Origin of the sequence: Streptomyces sp. CB02058 (genome assembly GCF_001905505.1) — a bacterium.
Lineage (GTDB): Bacteria > Actinomycetota > Actinomycetes > Streptomycetales > Streptomycetaceae > Streptomyces.
The window spans coordinates 798,447-815,047 of the sequence record NZ_LIPG01000004.1; the positions used below are offsets into that span (position 1 = coordinate 798,447).

At 64.8% G+C, this 16,601-nt stretch carries 9 protein-coding genes and 2 pseudogenes; 5 read left to right on the forward strand and 6 right to left on the reverse strand.

The features are described 5' to 3' along the window. Positions 1-298 precede the first annotated feature (298 nt). Both AMK10_RS37485 and AMK10_RS24055 read left to right on the forward strand, forming a co-directional pair. The gene (locus tag AMK10_RS37485) at positions 299-1,636 is read left to right on the forward strand and encodes a hypothetical protein (protein WP_158070898.1); all 1,338 of its coding nucleotides are present in this window, start codon (positions 299-301) and stop codon (positions 1,634-1,636) included. A gap of 238 nt (positions 1,637-1,874) precedes the next feature. Further along, positions 1,875-2,585, forward strand: a complete 711-nt coding sequence (locus AMK10_RS24055; RefSeq protein ID WP_241839653.1) for a hypothetical protein — start codon at positions 1,875-1,877, stop codon at positions 2,583-2,585. A 78-nt stretch (positions 2,586-2,663) separates the two neighbouring features. Here AMK10_RS24055 and AMK10_RS24060 read toward each other — a convergent pair. From AMK10_RS24060 to AMK10_RS24085, 6 genes and pseudogenes are all read right to left on the reverse strand, one after another. After that, a pseudogene (locus tag AMK10_RS24060) lies at positions 2,664-2,816 on the reverse strand (transposase); the annotation flags it as partial. Positions 2,817-2,819: 3 nt separating this feature from the next. Beyond that, positions 2,820-3,011 carry a hypothetical protein gene (locus AMK10_RS37050; RefSeq protein ID WP_073749967.1) on the reverse strand — a complete coding sequence of 64 codons (192 nt, stop codon included), beginning with the start codon at positions 3,009-3,011 and terminating at the stop codon, positions 2,820-2,822. Between the two features lie 505 nt (positions 3,012-3,516). Then, a complete protein-coding gene (locus AMK10_RS24070; protein ID WP_143194983.1) occupies positions 3,517-4,230 on the reverse strand; it encodes a hypothetical protein in 714 nt (237 codons plus the stop codon). Continuing rightward, on the reverse strand, positions 4,202-10,489 hold the full coding sequence (locus AMK10_RS24075) for an ATP-binding protein (RefSeq protein WP_073749969.1): 6,288 nt from the start codon (positions 10,487-10,489) through the stop codon (positions 4,202-4,204). The genes AMK10_RS24070 and AMK10_RS24075 overlap by 29 nt, the downstream gene beginning before the upstream one ends. A 763-nt stretch (positions 10,490-11,252) precedes the next feature. Then, a complete protein-coding gene (locus AMK10_RS24080; RefSeq protein ID WP_073749970.1) occupies positions 11,253-12,248 on the reverse strand; it encodes a hypothetical protein in 996 nt (331 codons plus the stop codon). 278 nt (positions 12,249-12,526) lie between these two features. Beyond that, on the reverse strand, positions 12,527-13,291 hold the full coding sequence (locus tag AMK10_RS24085) for a hypothetical protein (protein ID WP_073749971.1): 765 nt from the start codon (positions 13,289-13,291) through the stop codon (positions 12,527-12,529). 181 nt (positions 13,292-13,472) lie between these two features. Here AMK10_RS24085 and AMK10_RS24090 point away from each other — a divergent pair, with 181 nt between their 5' ends. From AMK10_RS24090 to AMK10_RS24100, 3 genes and pseudogenes are all read left to right on the forward strand, one after another. Beyond that, on the forward strand, positions 13,473-14,606 hold the full coding sequence (locus tag AMK10_RS24090; protein WP_073749972.1) for a hypothetical protein: 1,134 nt from the start codon (positions 13,473-13,475) through the stop codon (positions 14,604-14,606). A 938-nt stretch (positions 14,607-15,544) separates the two neighbouring features. Further along, complete coding sequence (locus AMK10_RS24095; protein WP_073750188.1) at positions 15,545-15,736, forward strand: hypothetical protein; 192 nt, start codon at positions 15,545-15,547, stop codon at positions 15,734-15,736. Between the two features lie 48 nt (positions 15,737-15,784). After that, positions 15,785-16,551, forward strand: a pseudogene (locus AMK10_RS24100) (transposase). The last annotated feature ends 50 nt before the right edge of the window (positions 16,552-16,601 follow it).

A 16,601-nucleotide genomic window follows, 5' to 3' on the forward strand; every position in this document is an offset into this window, starting at 1 on the left:
CGGGCTGTGGCACTGCCGCCACCTCCCGTGCGGCCGAGACGTCGAGATCAGGTTGAGTAACCTCAGGCGCGGCCTTCGGGCATGCCCGTACTGCCCTCCCTCCCTGGGTGGCCGACGCCGCTGGCCCGCGGACGAAGCCGAGGCCCTCATGCGTGCCGCTGACCTGGAACCGCTCGAACCGTACGCCGGGCGTCGTGACAAGGCGTGGCGGTGTCGCTGCAACGGCTGTGGGCGTGAGACGTCACCGAGTCTGGGCGGCATTCTGGCGGGCCAGGGCGGCTGTCGGCACTGTGCCGACGTGAGTGCGGCAGCGGGTAGAAAGACCGACCCGGACATCGCGGTGGCTGCCATGCGCGCGGCTGGGCTCGAGCCGCTGGAGCCCTATGCCACCTCGGTGACTGCGTGGCGGTGCCGTTGCGTAACCTGCGGCAACGAGGTCTCCCCGACGCTCATGAAGATTCGTGCTGGTGGAGGATGCAAGTTCTGTGCCACCCACGGCATCGACCTGGCAGGACCGTCGAAGGTTTACGTGATCACCCACCAGGAGTGGAAAGCCGTCAAGATCGGGATCGGTGCCTGCACCGGCTACACCTCTCGCCTCATCCAACACGAACGCCAGGGTTGGCAACTGCATCAGGCCCGTGACTACACCACCGGCGCAGCCGCCTACGACGTCGAGCAGGCCGTGCTGGGCCGCCTGCATGAGGCCCGACTCATTCCTTTCCTCACGAGCGACATCATGCCGAACGGCTGGACCGAGACCTGCTCCGCAGCCCGCATCACGGCGGCCGAGGTCTGGGCCATGGTCGATGAGGAAACACGGAACGCAGGAAAACCCTATGCGCCCCGAACTGGCGGCCGCCCCCGTGCCGCGGTCCTCATCGACGCGGAGGCCGCAGCCGCTGAGATGCGGGCTGTGGGATACGAGCCACTCGTGCCGTATCCCGGCCGCACCAACGCGACTTGGCCCTCGCGCTGCATGACCTGTGGGCACGAGGGGCGTCCGACGTTCAATGCCGTCCGTAACGCGGGCCAGCGCTGTCGCATCTGCCGGGCAAAGGAAGCCCAGGCGAAACGCGCCGCCACGAACGCGCCGAAGGCCCAAGAAACCATGCGCGCGGCCGGACTCCAACCGCTTGAACCCTACCCGGGCAGCCAAACACCGTGGCGGTGCCGATGCACCACATGCGGTCTCGAAACCAGCCCCACCTACTCCAACGTCAACAGCGGTTCGAAGGGCTGCCGGTTCTGTGCCCTCAACTCGGCAACCGACGAGCGTGCGTCCGCCGAAGTACGAGCGGCCGGGTTCGAACCGCTGGAGCCGTACCCTGGCCTTACCACGGGCCGTTGGCGCTGCCGCTGTTCCTGCGGAAACGAGGTCATGACGCGCCTGTCATCCGTCCGGTCGGGAACCACCGGCTGCAAGAAGTGCCCCCGATCCGGTGGCCGAACCGATCCCGCGAGAGCCGCCGCGGAGGCACGCGCCGCCGGGTTCGAGCCGTTGGAGCCCTATCCGGGGAAGACCACCGACCGGTGGCGCTGCCGCTGCAGGTGCAGCACGGCCATCACCCTCACCCTGACCAGCCTCAGAGGAGGCCGTACGGCGTGCGGAACGTGCTCCCGAGGCGCGACTTGATAACCGTCGGTCACGATGCACCCCGCCGCTGCACCCAGTAGTCGAGCAAGCCCGGGTTCCGTCGTATCAACCTTCTTTAGGAGATCGCTGCCGCCCGACGGCATCCTCGGTATCGGCCCCTTTTAAGATACATTCGGCGGATCATGAGCGCCTCGGCGTCCAGCAATGTGGCCGACGTCCTGTCGACGGTAGTCGACGTCAGCTGACATGGGCAGGCCGCACAGTCTTCAATGGCATCATGGCCACGCCGATGCCAACACCCCCGCCCCCGCCCGCCACTCTGGAGACGATCGCGGGTAGCGCCACTCTGGACGAAGTCCTGGAGTGTCTACGCGCGCGGCGGCCGGTGTTCCACTCCGAGGCCGATCTCCAGCACAGTTTCGCCCTCGCTGTAGGCGAGGTCGCACCGGATGTCAGGTGCCGTCTCGAGATCCCGGTGCGCGGAAGCAACGCCTCGGAGTACCTGGACCTACTGTGCCTGGGGCCGGCGAGCCGTACGGCAATCGAGTTCAAGTACGTGACCCGACGATGGTCGGGTACAGCAGGGACGCCTCCCGAGGAGTACGCCTTGCGCGGACACAACGCCCCAGACGTCGCACGTAGGGACTTCCTGCGGGACGTAGCAAGGTTGGAACGCTTCTGCGACCGCGAGGACCAGAACGGGCTGGCCCTGCTCATCACAAACGAGGCGGCCCTGTGGCGCCCCAGGCAACACAGGATGCCCACCAGGGACGAGGAGTTCCGCATCCACCACGGGCGCCAACTGAGCGGCACCTTGCTGTGGGCCGGCGGTTCCTTCCCGGACAACACCCGAGTGCTGCGCGGCGCCTACACGCTCGCCTGGCGTCCGTACACCCAGTTTGAGGGCCCAAGTAGCGAATTCCGCTGCCTCGCGGTGTTCATCACTCCAAACCCAGCACGGCCCCAGTCGTCACACGAGGCGCCATGAACAAACTCCCTAAGGGCTGTCCCGTAAATGATCTTCGGTTCGCCTCGGGCGTGGTTGGCCGCTGTGCGGCCCGCTGGCCTATCCGGCCAGGGCGAGGTTGTGCATCCGGGCGATGCCGAGCATGGCGTGGTGGACGCCGTCGCCCTTGAGGCGGCAGTCGCGGAGGATCTTCCAGGTCTTCATGCGGGCGAGGACGTGCTCAACGCGGGCCCGAACCTGTTTGTGGGCCTGGCCTCAGAACTCGAACCACAGGTCGATGTCCGGGTGAACCCGTTCGCGCAGACAACGTGAGTGTGAGTAGGCCTTCTGCCGCACGGCTCCGCCTCGTACCGGGTCAACCGCGCCGAGCCTGAGCGCGGTCGCTGCCCCGTCCTTCTCGAGATCGATGATCTGGTAGCAGAAGCAGCAGGTGGGGTTGGGGTTCAACGGTGCCCTCTCATGCGCCGAGACAGCAGCGCGCGGCCGCGCCGACCCACAGACCCTACGCCGAACCAAGACGCCGCTTACGGGACAGCCCTTAGCATGTCATTGACGCAGCGGCAGGAGCTTGCAGTAATGGCGTCCTTTACGCGCGACCACGAGCATGCCTGGACAGGTCACCTCACCTGACTAACCAATTCCGTCGAGGATCAATTCGACCTCAGTCCGGGGACGGGGCAGGGCGATCAAGGCGAGGTTGTTGTGGAAGTGCTCTCCAACCGGCCTGCACACCAACAAGCTTGACCCATGTCTGGGCATCCAGCTGAATGCTCCCGAAACCTGGACATGATCGTTGGCGCCGAGACGTTCAGGAAGGCGACGACGGCACCCCACCGATCGACGAGGCATGCCCGCGCTGCCCCCTCAGCACAACACGCCGAAACAGTCCGCCAAATGCATGAGGCCGTCATGAACTGCCGAGGTCAATCAGCAGCAACAGATGTCCCCGCCCTCACACAGGACCACCGGACTCGCTCTCTGACCGATTCCCGGGTAGACGGTCCTCAAGTGCTCCCCGGGCTTCTGCGAGCTGAGTCTCGGCTCGCAGGAGGTCAGTGATCAACTTCGAGAGCCTGGTATCCCCCGCTGCTGGTTGACCGTCAGCATCACCGGCGTACGTTTCGAGGGTTCGTGCCAACTCGAGGATCGCATCCCGCGCGGCTCGCTGCTCGTCGTCTTCGACATGACCAGAGAGCCTCAGCCACTTCGCCTCCCTGTCGGCGGCTTCCAGTGCAGCGACTGTGACGATCGTACGTACGACGCGGCGGACGATCTCCTCAAGGTTCAATGCGATCCGAAGCAGCGGCGCTGCTGCCATGTCGTCCTCGCTGGGTTCACTCCCCCGCTGGAACATCCGGTAGAAGTCCCAGGGGTCTTGAGGCTCGTTCAGCCGTTCCAGAGCGGTGAAGACGGGCCCGAACGTGTCGAGCGGCGGTCTGGAGATGGGGAGTGCCGCCCGGTGGTTCCAAAGCGCGAGCACAGCGGTCGCCGTTTCACGGCGTACGTCGTCAGCTTCCGCTTCAGAGGCTGTCTCGGCGCGGATGATCAAGTCGCCGATGTGGTGGGCCATCCATCGGCCCAGTACATCGTGGTCCCGGAGGCTAGCTGCGATCTCTTTGCCCAGTTCGAGGGTGCGCTCAAAGCTCTCCGCATCTTCCGGAGTCATCGAAGAGGTAAATCTTGTAGGACCTTTCGCGTGGGGGGAGGGATTCGTCATCGTCTTGGTCGTACCTCACCGAGTAGGGCTCATTGTGGTCTTTACGAGTGCGGTCGATCATCACTTCAACGATCATGCTGCGTCCGGTCAGGGAAAGGATTTGCTGGAGGGCATCGCGCCGGATTTCCAGCCGCTGTCCCTCAGTTCCTGCTACTCGGTCCGAGCTGATCGCGGCTGTGTCGTCCCAGACAGTGCTGCGGAGGGCGAGGCCGTCGACACGGGTCCATTCGCGCATGTCTGCGTCCGGTTCCAGCCCAAGCAGACCGACGAATTCCTCAACGGGCCGGTACGGCGGGTACCGGACCCCGCCGGCTAGCGGGTCTCTGTTGTCCTGGCCTTCGCGGCCGTCCGGGACGGCAATCCATCCCGTCAGTTGAAAGCCTTGGGTATCGAACTGGTACTCACTGTCGTCGGCGTCCGGGATGCGGTATGCCATGTACGAAGGGGCGGTCTGCAGGGCGAGCGCGAGCGCCCTGGCCTTTTCGGGAGTGACCAGAGCGCTGCGGATCAGGACTTGTTGCGCGGCCTCATAGCTCGTGTCGTCGGAGCTCTCCCAGACCGTGACCCACCCGTCGCTCGCCAGGAGACGCTCACTGAAGTGCTGGCTGTTCAACCGCCAGATCCAGTCGGGTCTTGGTGAGTCGTATGGTCCCTGGAAGACGCTTTGGGGCGAGGGGTCTCGCCGGTCGGCAAGCCATCTGCCGTCGTCGCGTGTGAGTAGGAAGTCACCGAGCCAGTCGGTGAACAGGTCTGTGTCCGCCTCGCTGTCCTGGTACACGGGATGCGTCTTCAGCAGTTCCCCGGCGACAGTCCACACGGCGTGGGTGGAGAGATAAAAGTCTAGATCGTCGGCGTCCGGCCAGGTCGTATGGTGGGCGAAGGTGCTTCCTTCCCTGTACAACTTGAGCGCGTAGCGGGGGTCGTCCTCATGTACGCCACGACAGGCGAGCTGCCAGGTGGCCGTGATGGTGTGCCCGACGAGTCGCAGGACCGTCTCCTCTGAGATCCCGAAAGCCTCCCCTAGCGGTTTGCACCAGCGGTCTTTGAAGTCCCAGTCGAACCGGAAATCGCTCGGCTCAAGTGCGAGGGATCCCTCATCCGCATCACTCGATTCCCTTGCCCTGCGTTCAGCCCATGACTGGCTGACAACATTCTTCGGTCTGTTGATGCTGCTTACGATGTTGAGTTCGTCTACTGTCAGACTTCCGTAGCCGGAAGAGGCCAGGGCGAGGCAGATCACTTTCGCACTTTCCTGCATCACGACATGCGGTTCGTCATCGAAGACGACCTTACGCAGCAACGGCTCGAATTCGATCAGTCCTTGATGCGTTGCCGTGTTCTGAGCGGCGCGTGCAAGGGCGAAGAGTAGCCATTGGAGGGCGTGTCGGTCGTAGAAAGGCAGACGAGCATCGTGGAACGGGGTGACGTCAAGACTGCCCAGCGCGAAGCGCTGCAGCGCGTCGAGTGCTTCTTTGCAACCGAGTTCGGCGAGGAGTCGGACGCAGTGCGCCGCCCGCCACCTAGCGCCGTGCTCGGGGTCGCCGAGAACCGCCCATAGATAGCCTGCGAAGCATTCTGCAGCCGCTGCTGGTTTGGCGGGAAGATCGGCGAACATCCCGTCGGCCGAATCCTCGGGGGCGAGGCCGGCCAGCATGGTCCCGTAGTCGTCCAGGACGACCTGCGCCTGTACGCCGGTGAGCCGTGGAGCTAGCCGGGCCGCCAGGTAGTAGCACTCCTCGGGGAGGAACACAGCAAGCTGCGAACCGAGTTCCCGGAGTGCCGTTCCGAGCAGATCCGCATCAGGTGTGCCGGCCAGACCGGCGAGCCCTTGTAGTTTGATCGGCTCGTAGCCCTTTGTGGTCAGTTCCCGGCTGAACCGCGTGGTGACCGTGTCAGCGAGGTGACGTAGTTGCTGGCGGGCGGCCAGGGGCAGCAAGGGCAGCTCTTCCAGCCTCTGGACCAGATGTGTGTAGTCGAAGGTGCTGAGGTGGGGGTTGGACTGGAATGCGATGAGCATGTCGTCGAGTTTGCGCAGGGGGACCCTGACCGCGTGGTCGATGACCTGCTCCATACGCAGCAAGTGGTCCGATCCGCGATCCAGTTGGCGAGCCTTCTCCCAGCCGTCCTGGGTGGAGAGATCACACGCTGCTAGGGCAGCCTCCAACTGTCGCGTACGCGCCATCCGCCCTTCGTCCTCCTCACCCCGCGTCCACCGGGGAGAGCTGTAGCCGGACGACGCTGCGAACGCGATGTTGCGGGACCGGACGGCGAACAACGTGCCAGAGAGGTCGATGCCCAATTCGCTGGTGGCGTGGTCAAGGCGTTCGAAGGACTCGCTGCTGAAACGATGTGCCCGCAGGAACTCTCCCAGAATCCCGGCGATGCGTTCGCCGTCGTCGGGAGCCTCGCGAAGGGCTCGTTCAACGAGCTGGAGGGCGCCGACACGGTACTCGCCGAACGGCACCGTCGCCAGGGCAGTGACCGCGGAGGGAGCAAGCGGGCCCGCTTCCTCGTCGAGAAGTGCCTGAATGAACGGACCCTCAGAACACAACCGACGGTCACGCCAACGGGAGGCGACGACTGTCGCGGTCGTCGGGTTCAAGCGGCCCATGACGCTCAGGACCGCGGCATGATCCATTCCGTCCCCGAGATAGGGCTGAATGCTCTCGGCAAGCTGTGCAACGCGATGTGCGCGGCGATCGTCGTCGTGATTGCCCTCGGAGGCTCGGCGAGCGACGGCGAGGACGCTCCCCCACAGCACATGTACGTCGTCGCCCACGCGGTCGGTCAGATCGATCGCCCTGGTGAAGTAGGCGTGAGCCTCGCGTGTGTCAAATCGTTGGACTGCGCGAGCGAGTTTCACCATCCGCTCCGCCTTGTACTCAGCACTGTCCTGAGTGGTGTCGAGCGACGCAGCGACGGCCTCCGCGAGTTCGACAGCGATGTGCTGCAATTCATCGACGGGGGCCGCTGCGCGGACGGCGTCAATCAGGACTTCGTCTGCAATGTTCCTCTGCGTGGCCCGGTACCAGTCGAGCAGGAGCTGACGCGTCACCTCGGACGAGCCGAAGGCGAGAATCCGGACACCGAGTCGCGCGACCCCTCGATACAGGAAGTACGGCACCTCATGTCCACCATGCTGTCCCGGCATAGAGGCCACGAGATCCCGGAACGGGACTTGTGTGTCGCCGGAGGCTCCGACTAGGCAGTCGATCCAGAGGCTCGCCCAGGCACCGAGGGGCACGACGCTCTGCTCGTGGTCGTTCAGTGTGCGCGAGTACGTATGAGGATGTTGCCGCGCTTCCAGGACGTCGTCGCCCGCAACCATGTCTGCATCGAAGGGCTGCCTCCGGATCTTAGAAAGCAGCGCGAAGCCGCACAGGAGGGCAAGTGTGTCGGTGTTCAGGCCGTAGCGGCTTCCGGCACCCCGGCCCAGGTCGTCAGGGAGATTGAGACGCAGGATCCGTTCGGCCTCCGCGTCCGACAGCACACCGTGGCGCAGCCCCATGGCGATAATCCAACCGACCGCCGGAAGTGCCTTGTTCTCCTCCGGGACACCCGGATGTCGGCGAAAGGAGACGGGTCTGCGTTGGCGCTTCAGCATTCTCACCAGGCGCCGCGCAAGCGGTGCCTGGCACACGAGGTTGGCCTGCCAGGCGGCATAGGCGACGGCGAACTGGAGGTACTTCAAGCGCGTGGCCGCGTGGCCGAGGGCCTCCAGTTCCTCGATACGGCCCGAGTCGGCTAGCCGGGTAGTGATGATCACTCCAGCTTCGAAGCCAACTCGATTGGGGCGCCATCGGGCCAAGTACTCGGCGCACGCCTCCACACCGTCGGTGTTGAGTAGCCCGAAGGCGACTTCAGCAATGTCCGCCGCGGTGACGTGGTGTCGGTGTGGTTCGTCGTCGTCAGGCCGCCGCACCCATGCCTTGAGCCATTCCGCCGCGCTGCGCAGTCGACTGCGGGCGAAGTCGGTCTGGCCTGCGGCGAACGAGAGCAAGGCGCCTTCGCAGTGAAGGTTGGAACCTGGCCAGTTCGCGGCAAGGCTGCGGTTCGCCACTATGTCTTCGACCGTGCTGGCGTCCAGGAACGCGCCCGCCAGGTCGGTATTGCTCCTCAGCAGATGAAGCCGACGAGAGTGGCCGGCGGCCAGGCTGCCAGCCTTGACTGCAAGCCTGGCAGCCTCCCATTCCTTGCCCACGCGTAGCGTGGCCTTGAGGGCGAACTGAGCCCGCTGCTGAGCGATCTCCCGTTGTTCCAGATCGTCCCCCTCGGGGAGGGCGCCGTCGGTCATCGCCAGCTCAACCAGGGTGTCGACCTGACCCGCCTCCCACAGCAGTTGCGGCAAAGAAGCTGCCACATACGGTTCGCCTGCGGCGAGCGGCGTCAGGCGGTCGATAAAGTCAATCAGGGACTGGCCGGTCGGACGATACCTCGTTCGAAACCAAGTCTCGGTCGGTTCGTCACGGAACTGCAGGACGTCACCATCGACGAGCAGAGGGCGGCGGAGATCCGCTGCGAAGCTGTGGATGACCGAGGCCGGCACGCCGCACAGCTCGGCCAAAACGCCTACGGGGATCCTCGGCCGGAGTGCGGCCATGGCCTCGCACAGTCGGTCGATCTCCGCACTCAGATGATGGTTGGCGTCCTTACACTGGTCCACCAAGCCCTGCAGGAGTTCATCGAGCAAGGAGACGTCGGGATGCCTCGCCTCCCCGAGAGAGGCGAGGCAGGACTCGATGTCCGACGCCGTGCTGAGAACGAACGCCTGGACCCGGGGGTTGCCGCCGGTACGACGGTGGAACTCGGCCGCCTGTGCCTCCGTGACCACTCCGAACACCGACGCCAAATGCTGCCTGGATTCGGCGACGCCGAATCCCGCGAGCTCGATTCTGTGGACACCAGGCGGCGGTTCCAGCAGATCGACGCGTTCGGTGCGGCACAGCATGACGAGTCGCACGTTGTCCGGTAGTGCCTCCCGCAACAGGTCTGCGACGAAGGCGCGCTCACCACCATCTCTCGCGATGAGAGCCGCATTGTCGGCCGCGTCCACTACGAGAACCAAGAGCGCTTCCGGGGTGGAGGCCGCGATGGCTTCTGCCGCGCCCCGGACTCTCACCACGAATGCCTTCGCGTAATCGGTCGGCTGGGCCGTACCAGCCGGAATCAACGGGTCGCAAGCGGCATGCGCAGCAAGCTCATTAGCCAGCTGGACCAAGCCTTGTTGATGCTGGTGGCGGGGCGAGCTGGAGCGCCGGTAACTCCCGTTCCCGAAGCAGTCGTAGACGAGAGTGATGGAGCCCGCCGGCAAGTTCCGTTCAATCTGCGTGGTAAGCACAGATTTCCCGACACCGCCGGCCGCGTGGACAATGACAGGCCGCGGGGCGAGCCGCACGATGTCGTCGACGATCGCACGAGTCTGCGGAGTCACAATGACGCGTCCGGGCGGGTCGATGAGGTTGGGGGCAGGCAGAAGGCGCTCTGGTGGGACCCCGAGAGCAGTAAGCACAGTGGAGCGGTCGACGACGTGATTCGTCTCCAGCGAGGTCGCGCGTCGCGCGATCATCTCTTTCAGCAGAAGGGGCTGCACATCGGGAGCGCCGGGCAGAAATCCGGCTAGATCCAGCCGGAACAGCCCTTCGAGTCGCAGCAAGCCCGGCGCTGTGGGATCCACTTGCAGCTGATTGAAGAAACCGGCTTCGCCGTCTGCGTCGTCCGTGAACCCCGCATACTGTTTGAGAAATTTGACCTCGTGAGCGTAGTCGCCGAGCTCACCGCCCACTGCCAGAACCCTGATCGCACGCAGAACGGAGTCGCGGACCGGCCGGTTGGATAGGAACTCGAAGATGACCTTCCGCTCAAGTCCCGGCGACTCCAGCTTGATTCGTCGGTACTTCTCTGCAAACCCGCTGACGGTGCCGCCAAGTCCCGACACGGTCCACTCCTCGGTGGCCCGCGCAGTCGAATGCTTCAGCTGGCGATACACCACGCGGTTCGCTTCGCGAAGTCCGGTCGCGCCGTAGTACTCGGCGATGTCAATGACGTCTTCACCGTCGCGCCCCGTCGTGTCATCCTGCGACACGCCCTCGACGGCGATCGCAGTCAAATCCGCACCAGGGAGCAACAGCTTCAGCGCCTGCCGAGCCGCCCAGTGATAGTGGAACTGATCGCCGTCACGGCTGGCACGCAGAAGATCGGTGTCAGGCATGCCCACTCCCGGCAGACCTCAAAGCGACGGAATCGGGCAAGGGTCCCCTCACATCACCACAGACCAAGACGGCACAAGCCTGCACACGCTACTCATGTCTCCCTGATTCCGGCAACGCATCCACCGACGCATCATGTCCGAAACGATCGACGCGGATTCAAGACAGCGCTCGCAGCTCCCCTCGCCGGGTGTCAACGGCCACGGTATGGGCGTTGCGGGCGCAGACAGATAGGAGCCGGCCCATCAGAATCCGCCTCGCCAAACCCTCCAGACTCGGCGACTGCGAACAGTGCCGTTGCCCTACCCAACCCAGTCGAGGTCTCGGTCAACCCACAACCAAGATCCGGACCATATGCGGGCCAGAGACCGCCAGATCCACATCGGCCGTCACATTCGCGCTGGTCAGCGCCATGCAAGCCGTGTACCACCAGCAGACGAAGAACCTGCTGACAGATGTGGCAGGCTCCCCCGGGGCACCTGGTGCTCGTCAGTTGGTACGGCCGAAGATTCCCTCTACAGTCGCACCGGAGCAGTTCACTGACCGAGGAAGCTCAGACGGACGCTGCGGTTGGTGTTGCTCGTGTTTGTATCCGCCAACCTCCGTTAGGACAACCCCAGCCTATCTGGATGGCAACGCACGCCGCTTCAGCCGCGGCCGTCACCTCTCGGGGTGACCACCACAGCTGAAGCATCCGCTTGGCATGCGGTGGCGGGCCGTTCCCAGCCCATCACGCCGGCATCACGGCTTCCTTGCCGAGCCGGATTACGAGTCGTAGCCTTCGGTCACCACCATCGTCGTCCCTGCGAGTACCGCTCCCACGGGCGTCTCAGCCCACTCGGCGAGCAGCAGCGGCTTCTCGTCCACGGACTTCAGCAGAAGAGCGATCTCCTCGGCGGTCGGCGCGAGCGGAAGGGCACAGCCGACCATGTCGTGGCCTGTCGCGCTGGTGTGGTTCCCGGGCTCCTCCTCGGGATCGTCCGGCACCCATCGGCCGACCTCGATCTCCCACGAAGTCTCGTCGTCGCCTGGCTCTGGCGCTTCGATCGTCAGGTAGAAGCCGTCGGAGTCGTACGGCTCCACGAAGAGGCGACAGCTGGGGTCGTCGAGTGAAGCCCCCACGTCGCCGCCCTGGGCGTGCGCGGTGACCAGCACCCGGAGGGCAGCGACCGCCTTCTCCCGTTCCTCCGAGGTGAATCCCGACTCGCGTCGGTCGAGCTGCTCGCGCGTCTCGTCGCTCAGCGTGTCCAGCCCGTCGTCGTGCTTCACGAAGGGGTGCCTGAACTCCCAGCAGCGCTCGGTCTCCGGCTCATCCTCGGTGGAAGCTCCCGAGAACTCTGCGAGTCCAGTCTGCAACCCGTGCTTCTCTTCATCCAGTTCGGATCGGATCGCCCTGCTAACCGTGTCGGGGAGAGCTGCCACGGCACTTTCCAGGTCGGCAAGCGCCTGGTGAAGCCGCAGGCAGACGTACTCGTACCAGAGACTGTGGGCGCCGCCGAGAAGGTTGGGGCGGGCGGCAGGATCGGTCAGGGAGGCGAGGTGCGTGCGCGGGTAGTAGCCCACACGCCGTTCCCGGCGGTCGTGGATGCTGACAGGGGTGGTAGCGAAGGCGGAGATCCGGTTGAGGGCGTCGACGACCGGAACCGCAAGGTGAGGCTCGGCAAGACTTGTCACGGTCTTGGAAACGACGCCGTCCGGACCTTGGTAGGTCGCCAAGATCTGGGACTTTCCACGGGTGGTGTGCTGGGAGTAGATGGTCAACGAAACGCCTTTCGGCTGTCCGGCAGAAGGGCCGGACAGAACAGGTGCGCAGGAAGCGGGAAGGAGGTGGTGGCGAGGGCGCGTTCCGACGCTCCGTACCTCAAGACGACCGGAGGTGGCCCAGGTACCGTCCCAGGCTCCGTTCCTGCCCGCAGGCTAGCGCATACCCTGCGCGCCGCAAGCAGATTCTCTCCCCGCTCGGACGCAAGGACGGGTGACTGGCGAAACCGCGTCGCAACCGGGCTCGATGACGCCGCCTGCGGATTGAGGCAGGCGTGTCAGTAGCGACGGGCGTCGGACAGCGCGGCGGCGGCACTGCGAACTTCGTTAGCAGCTGAATCAAGTTGTGTTGGCAGATCTGCCAACCGGGCCAGCCCGTTTGCAGCCGCTGCCAGGAGAGGCGCACTGTCCTGAAGGTGCCGAAGACCGTCGCTCGCCTCGCGGAGCCAGGGAGCGTTGTCCTGCAAATGACCGAGCCCTTGGCTTGCCTGGTACAGCATCCACGCCGCGTCCTGGGACACGGGACGCATACCACGGAGTTCGTCCAGATCTGAGCGGAGCAGGCTCACCAGCGAAGCCAGCTCTGGCATGCGTTCCGCGATCGCCCCGAGGAGCGGGCCGAGCCGCTCGACGTACGCTTTCTGCGCCTCATGGATCATCTCGACCAGTCGCCGCTCCGTGAGCCCCGTAAGACCTGCAAGCGCCTCCTGCCCATCCGCTTCACGCTCGACTTTCCACTCTTCAAGCAGCGCAACGGTGTACCGCTCACCCTCTACTCCGTCGACCCGTTTGTGGTGGACATTGCACAACAGAATCAGATTGGCGAAGCTGTTGCGCTGGTCCACCGTCCAGGTCGGGTCGAACCGCTTGCCATCCGGCTTCAAGGCGCGGATGTGGGCGATGTCCAGGTTCATCACCGGTTCTCCGTCAATCGTCCGCACAGTGGGGGCCCCACAGCGAGGCGCGTAGCAGCCGCCACGAGCCAGTGTCATCAACGCCGCCACCGTGGCATTGCTGTAGTTACGGCGGAGCTTCTCACCCATGATCGTCCTCTTCCTCATCGAGCGACATCACCCAGCAACGTAGCGTCCACTATGGCCTTGACCCCGAATCCTGAACACGGGTTATGCGGCAGGGGCTTCACTGCCAGACAGACGCGTGGAGCTGAGCGTTGTTCGACAGAAGCCTGGGATCGGTGTGGCGTTCCGGTGTACACATGCCGTTATGCCCAGCAGCTTGTTCGAGCGCGTGCGCAAGGTTTCCGACGAGGTCACCGACCCGCGCTTCCGCATCCTTCGTGACCATCACATTCACCAGGCCACCCGACGGCTGATGGATGAAACTTTCGCCATGTTTCACGGTGCCGACCGCAGCTTCGTCCGTGAGTTCCAGACCGGTGGCTTCTCTCCTCGCGTCCTGGAGCTAGCGCTGTTCGCGGCGCTTCACGAGCAGGGCCATACCTTCGAACACACCGGCGGCGCGCCGGACTTCCTCATAGGGGGGAGTAATGCGGTGGCCATTGAAGCCACCACCAGCAACCCTGTCCAAGGAGTATCTCCCGAAGCCGACCTTGATCAGCTGCCGTCAGGCCAGCATCCTCTCGTACCAACAGATCCGGACGATGCAGAGGCTGAGTTTATACTCCAGTCCGCCAAGGCGCTGGGCCGCAAGCTCACGAAGCAATCCGCCGAAGGACACTCCTACTGGCAAGCACCGCACGTAGAGGGCCGCCCCTTCGTGATCGCGCTGGAGTCGTTTCACCACCTCAGCGCCTTGTTCCACACCGTCGGCCCACTGTCCAACTACCTGTACGGACGTCGCGACGTGGCCACACACGACGAGAACGGTATCCTTACCCTGACCAGCGAAGAGATCATGGAACACCGACGGGGCGACTCCAGCATCCCCAGCGGATTGTTCGCCCGGCCCGAAGCGGCGCATCTGTCGGCTGTCATCTTTTCCAACAGCGCCACTGTTGCCAAGTTCCACCGCATAGGCACCGAACTGAACTACGGACCGGAGGATGTCGCCCTGCTGCGTTACGGCGGCCTGCCCGACCCGGACCCCAACGCTGTCCGCCCCATCGAGCATGCCTACGTCGTAGGGGACTACGGGCCCGAAGACCGTGAGACCTTCAGCGAGGGCTTCCACATCCTGCACAACCCGTGGGCGCATATCCCGATTGCCGAAGGTGTCTTTCCCGGCTTCACCGAACACCGCATGCGGGACGACGGACTGGTCCTGACCACCACCAGCCGACCCGACTACTTCACCTCACACACTCTCGTCTTCCACTCGCCCGGCGCGCAGGCCAAGGCGCGCGACCTGGCCGAGCGGTACCGAGCTGCCTCTGGATGAAGCCGTGTCTCGCGGTGACACCCTGACCACCGGCCTCGCACGCCGGTGGCCAGGGCGTAGATCACGGCAAAGACGATGCTCGGCCGTCCACGCCCACGGAAGGGGGCCGGGACGGCGGGCGCGGTGCGTCCCAGAGCCGGCATGCCCCTGCAGTTGTCTAAGTTGCTAACCCTCGACTCCACCAACCTCCGTTAAGGCAACCCCAGACTAACCGGGGGGACGCCCACCAGGCCCGTGCTGAGGTCAACACATTGCGGGGTGCCAACGGCAACCGAAGCGGTCACAGCCCGCGAGTGCCGACCGTGGCACATCCCTCGAACTATGAGCTCGCCATTCTTGGTTAGGAGTCGTCACGCTCGTCGGCCTCCATACGGGACAGTTCCGTTCGCGCCGGTCGTTCCTCAGCCTGCTGGCGACGTTCCCGCGGTGACAGCGGATCGGTCAGCACAGCGGGTGCAGATGGCGGAGGATGAGGGACTCGGAAGCTGTGGCATCGGATCCGGTACCACTCCGTTGCCGGCCGGGGCTGCACCGGACAGTCCCGCCACGGCTCGGCCGAGAACAGATCGCAGGGGTGGGAAGACGGGCGCGACGCTGAACGCACCTGCGAGGACGAGCACATCCGCGGCGACGCCGCCCCCCGGAAGTACCACCGCCCCAGTGAACAGGGCCGCAGCGGCTACGAGCCACCCGGCCAAGCGCCGCAGGCGGTTCTGCAGTGGCTCCTCCGGCAGGTCGACCGTGCCATCCGGGAACGAAACGTCCGACAGCAAATGCGGTCCAAAAACGAGCAGACTGCTGCGGCTGTTGCGAGGTGGGCAGCTGTGGCGCAGCACATTGGAAACTAAGGGCTGTCCCGTTATCGGCGTCCTGTTCGACGTAGGGTCTGCAGGACAGCGCGGCCGGAGCTGTTGTCTCAGCAACTTGAGAGGGCATCGTTGAACCCGAACCCCATCTGCTGCTTCTGCTATCAGGTCATCGATCTCGACCAGGACGGGGCAGCAACCAAGCTCAGGCTCGGTGCGGTTGACCTGGTGCGAGGCGATACCGTGCGGCAGCAGGCCTATTCACACTCAAACTGCCTGCGCGAACGGGTCCACCCGAACATCGACCTCTGGTTTGAGTTCTGAGGCCAGGTGGCCTCCAAGGCTGCCGCCCGTAGGTGCGATGATCCTGCGATGCCTCGCGTGATCACGGCGTCGGAACCGTCCTGGATAGCCCCGTTCACCGGGCTGAGCCCGCGGGCCTTCGGCAAGCTGGTAACGGTATTGCGGCGCGAGGGTGCGGACGCGGTCCGCAAGGGCCGGCCGTGGAGTCTTCCACTGGAGGACCGGGCACTGCTGGTCGCGGCGTACTGGCGCACGAACCTAACGTTGCGGCAGCTCGCGCCGCTGTTCGGGGTGTCCAAGTCGGCGGCGGACCGGATCATCAACCACCTCGGGCCGCTCCTTGCTTTCAAGCCGCGGCAGCGGTTCCCCAAGGACACCGTACTGATCGTGGACGGCACTCTGGTCCCGACCCGGGACCACGTCATCGCCGTGCAGTCGAAGAACTACAGGTACTCCACCAACCATCATGTGGCATCGACGCCGACACCCGCATGGTCGTCGCGGTGGGCAGACCGCTTGCCGGAAACCGCAACGACTGCAAGGCATGGGAGGAGTCCGGCGCCAAGGCCGCCGTCGGCAATACCCGCACCATCGCCGACGGTGGCTACCCCGGCACCGGACTCGTCATCCCACACCGCCGGCGCAAAGGCGAAGAACTACCAGAGTGGAAGCAGGCGCACAACACGTCCCACAAGCAGGTCCGCGCCCGCGTCGAGCACGTCTTCGCCCGGATGAAGACCTGGAAGATCCTCCGCGACTGCCGCCTCAAAGGCGAGGGAGTCCACCACGCCATGCTCGGCATCGCCCGCCTGCACAACCTCGCCCTCGCCGGATAACCAAGCCGACCACGCAGCGACCACCCCTACCCGAGATGAATCGAAGTTCA

Bases quoted from the DNA above. Each gene is read 5' to 3' on its own strand.
- AMK10_RS24055 (WP_241839653.1), top strand. From the start codon at position 1,875: ATGGCCACGCCGATGCCAACACCCCCGCCCCCGCCCGCCACTCTGGAG.
- AMK10_RS24070 (WP_143194983.1), bottom strand. From the start codon at position 4,230: ATGACTCCGGAAGATGCGGAGAGCTTTGAGCGCACCCTCGAACTGGGC.
- AMK10_RS24075 (WP_073749969.1), bottom strand. From the start codon at position 10,489: ATGCCTGACACCGATCTTCTGCGTGCCAGCCGTGACGGCGATCAGTTC.
- AMK10_RS24085 (WP_073749971.1), bottom strand. From the start codon at position 13,291: ATGGGTGAGAAGCTCCGCCGTAACTACAGCAATGCCACGGTGGCGGCG.
- AMK10_RS24090 (WP_073749972.1), top strand. From the start codon at position 13,473: ATGCCCAGCAGCTTGTTCGAGCGCGTGCGCAAGGTTTCCGACGAGGTC.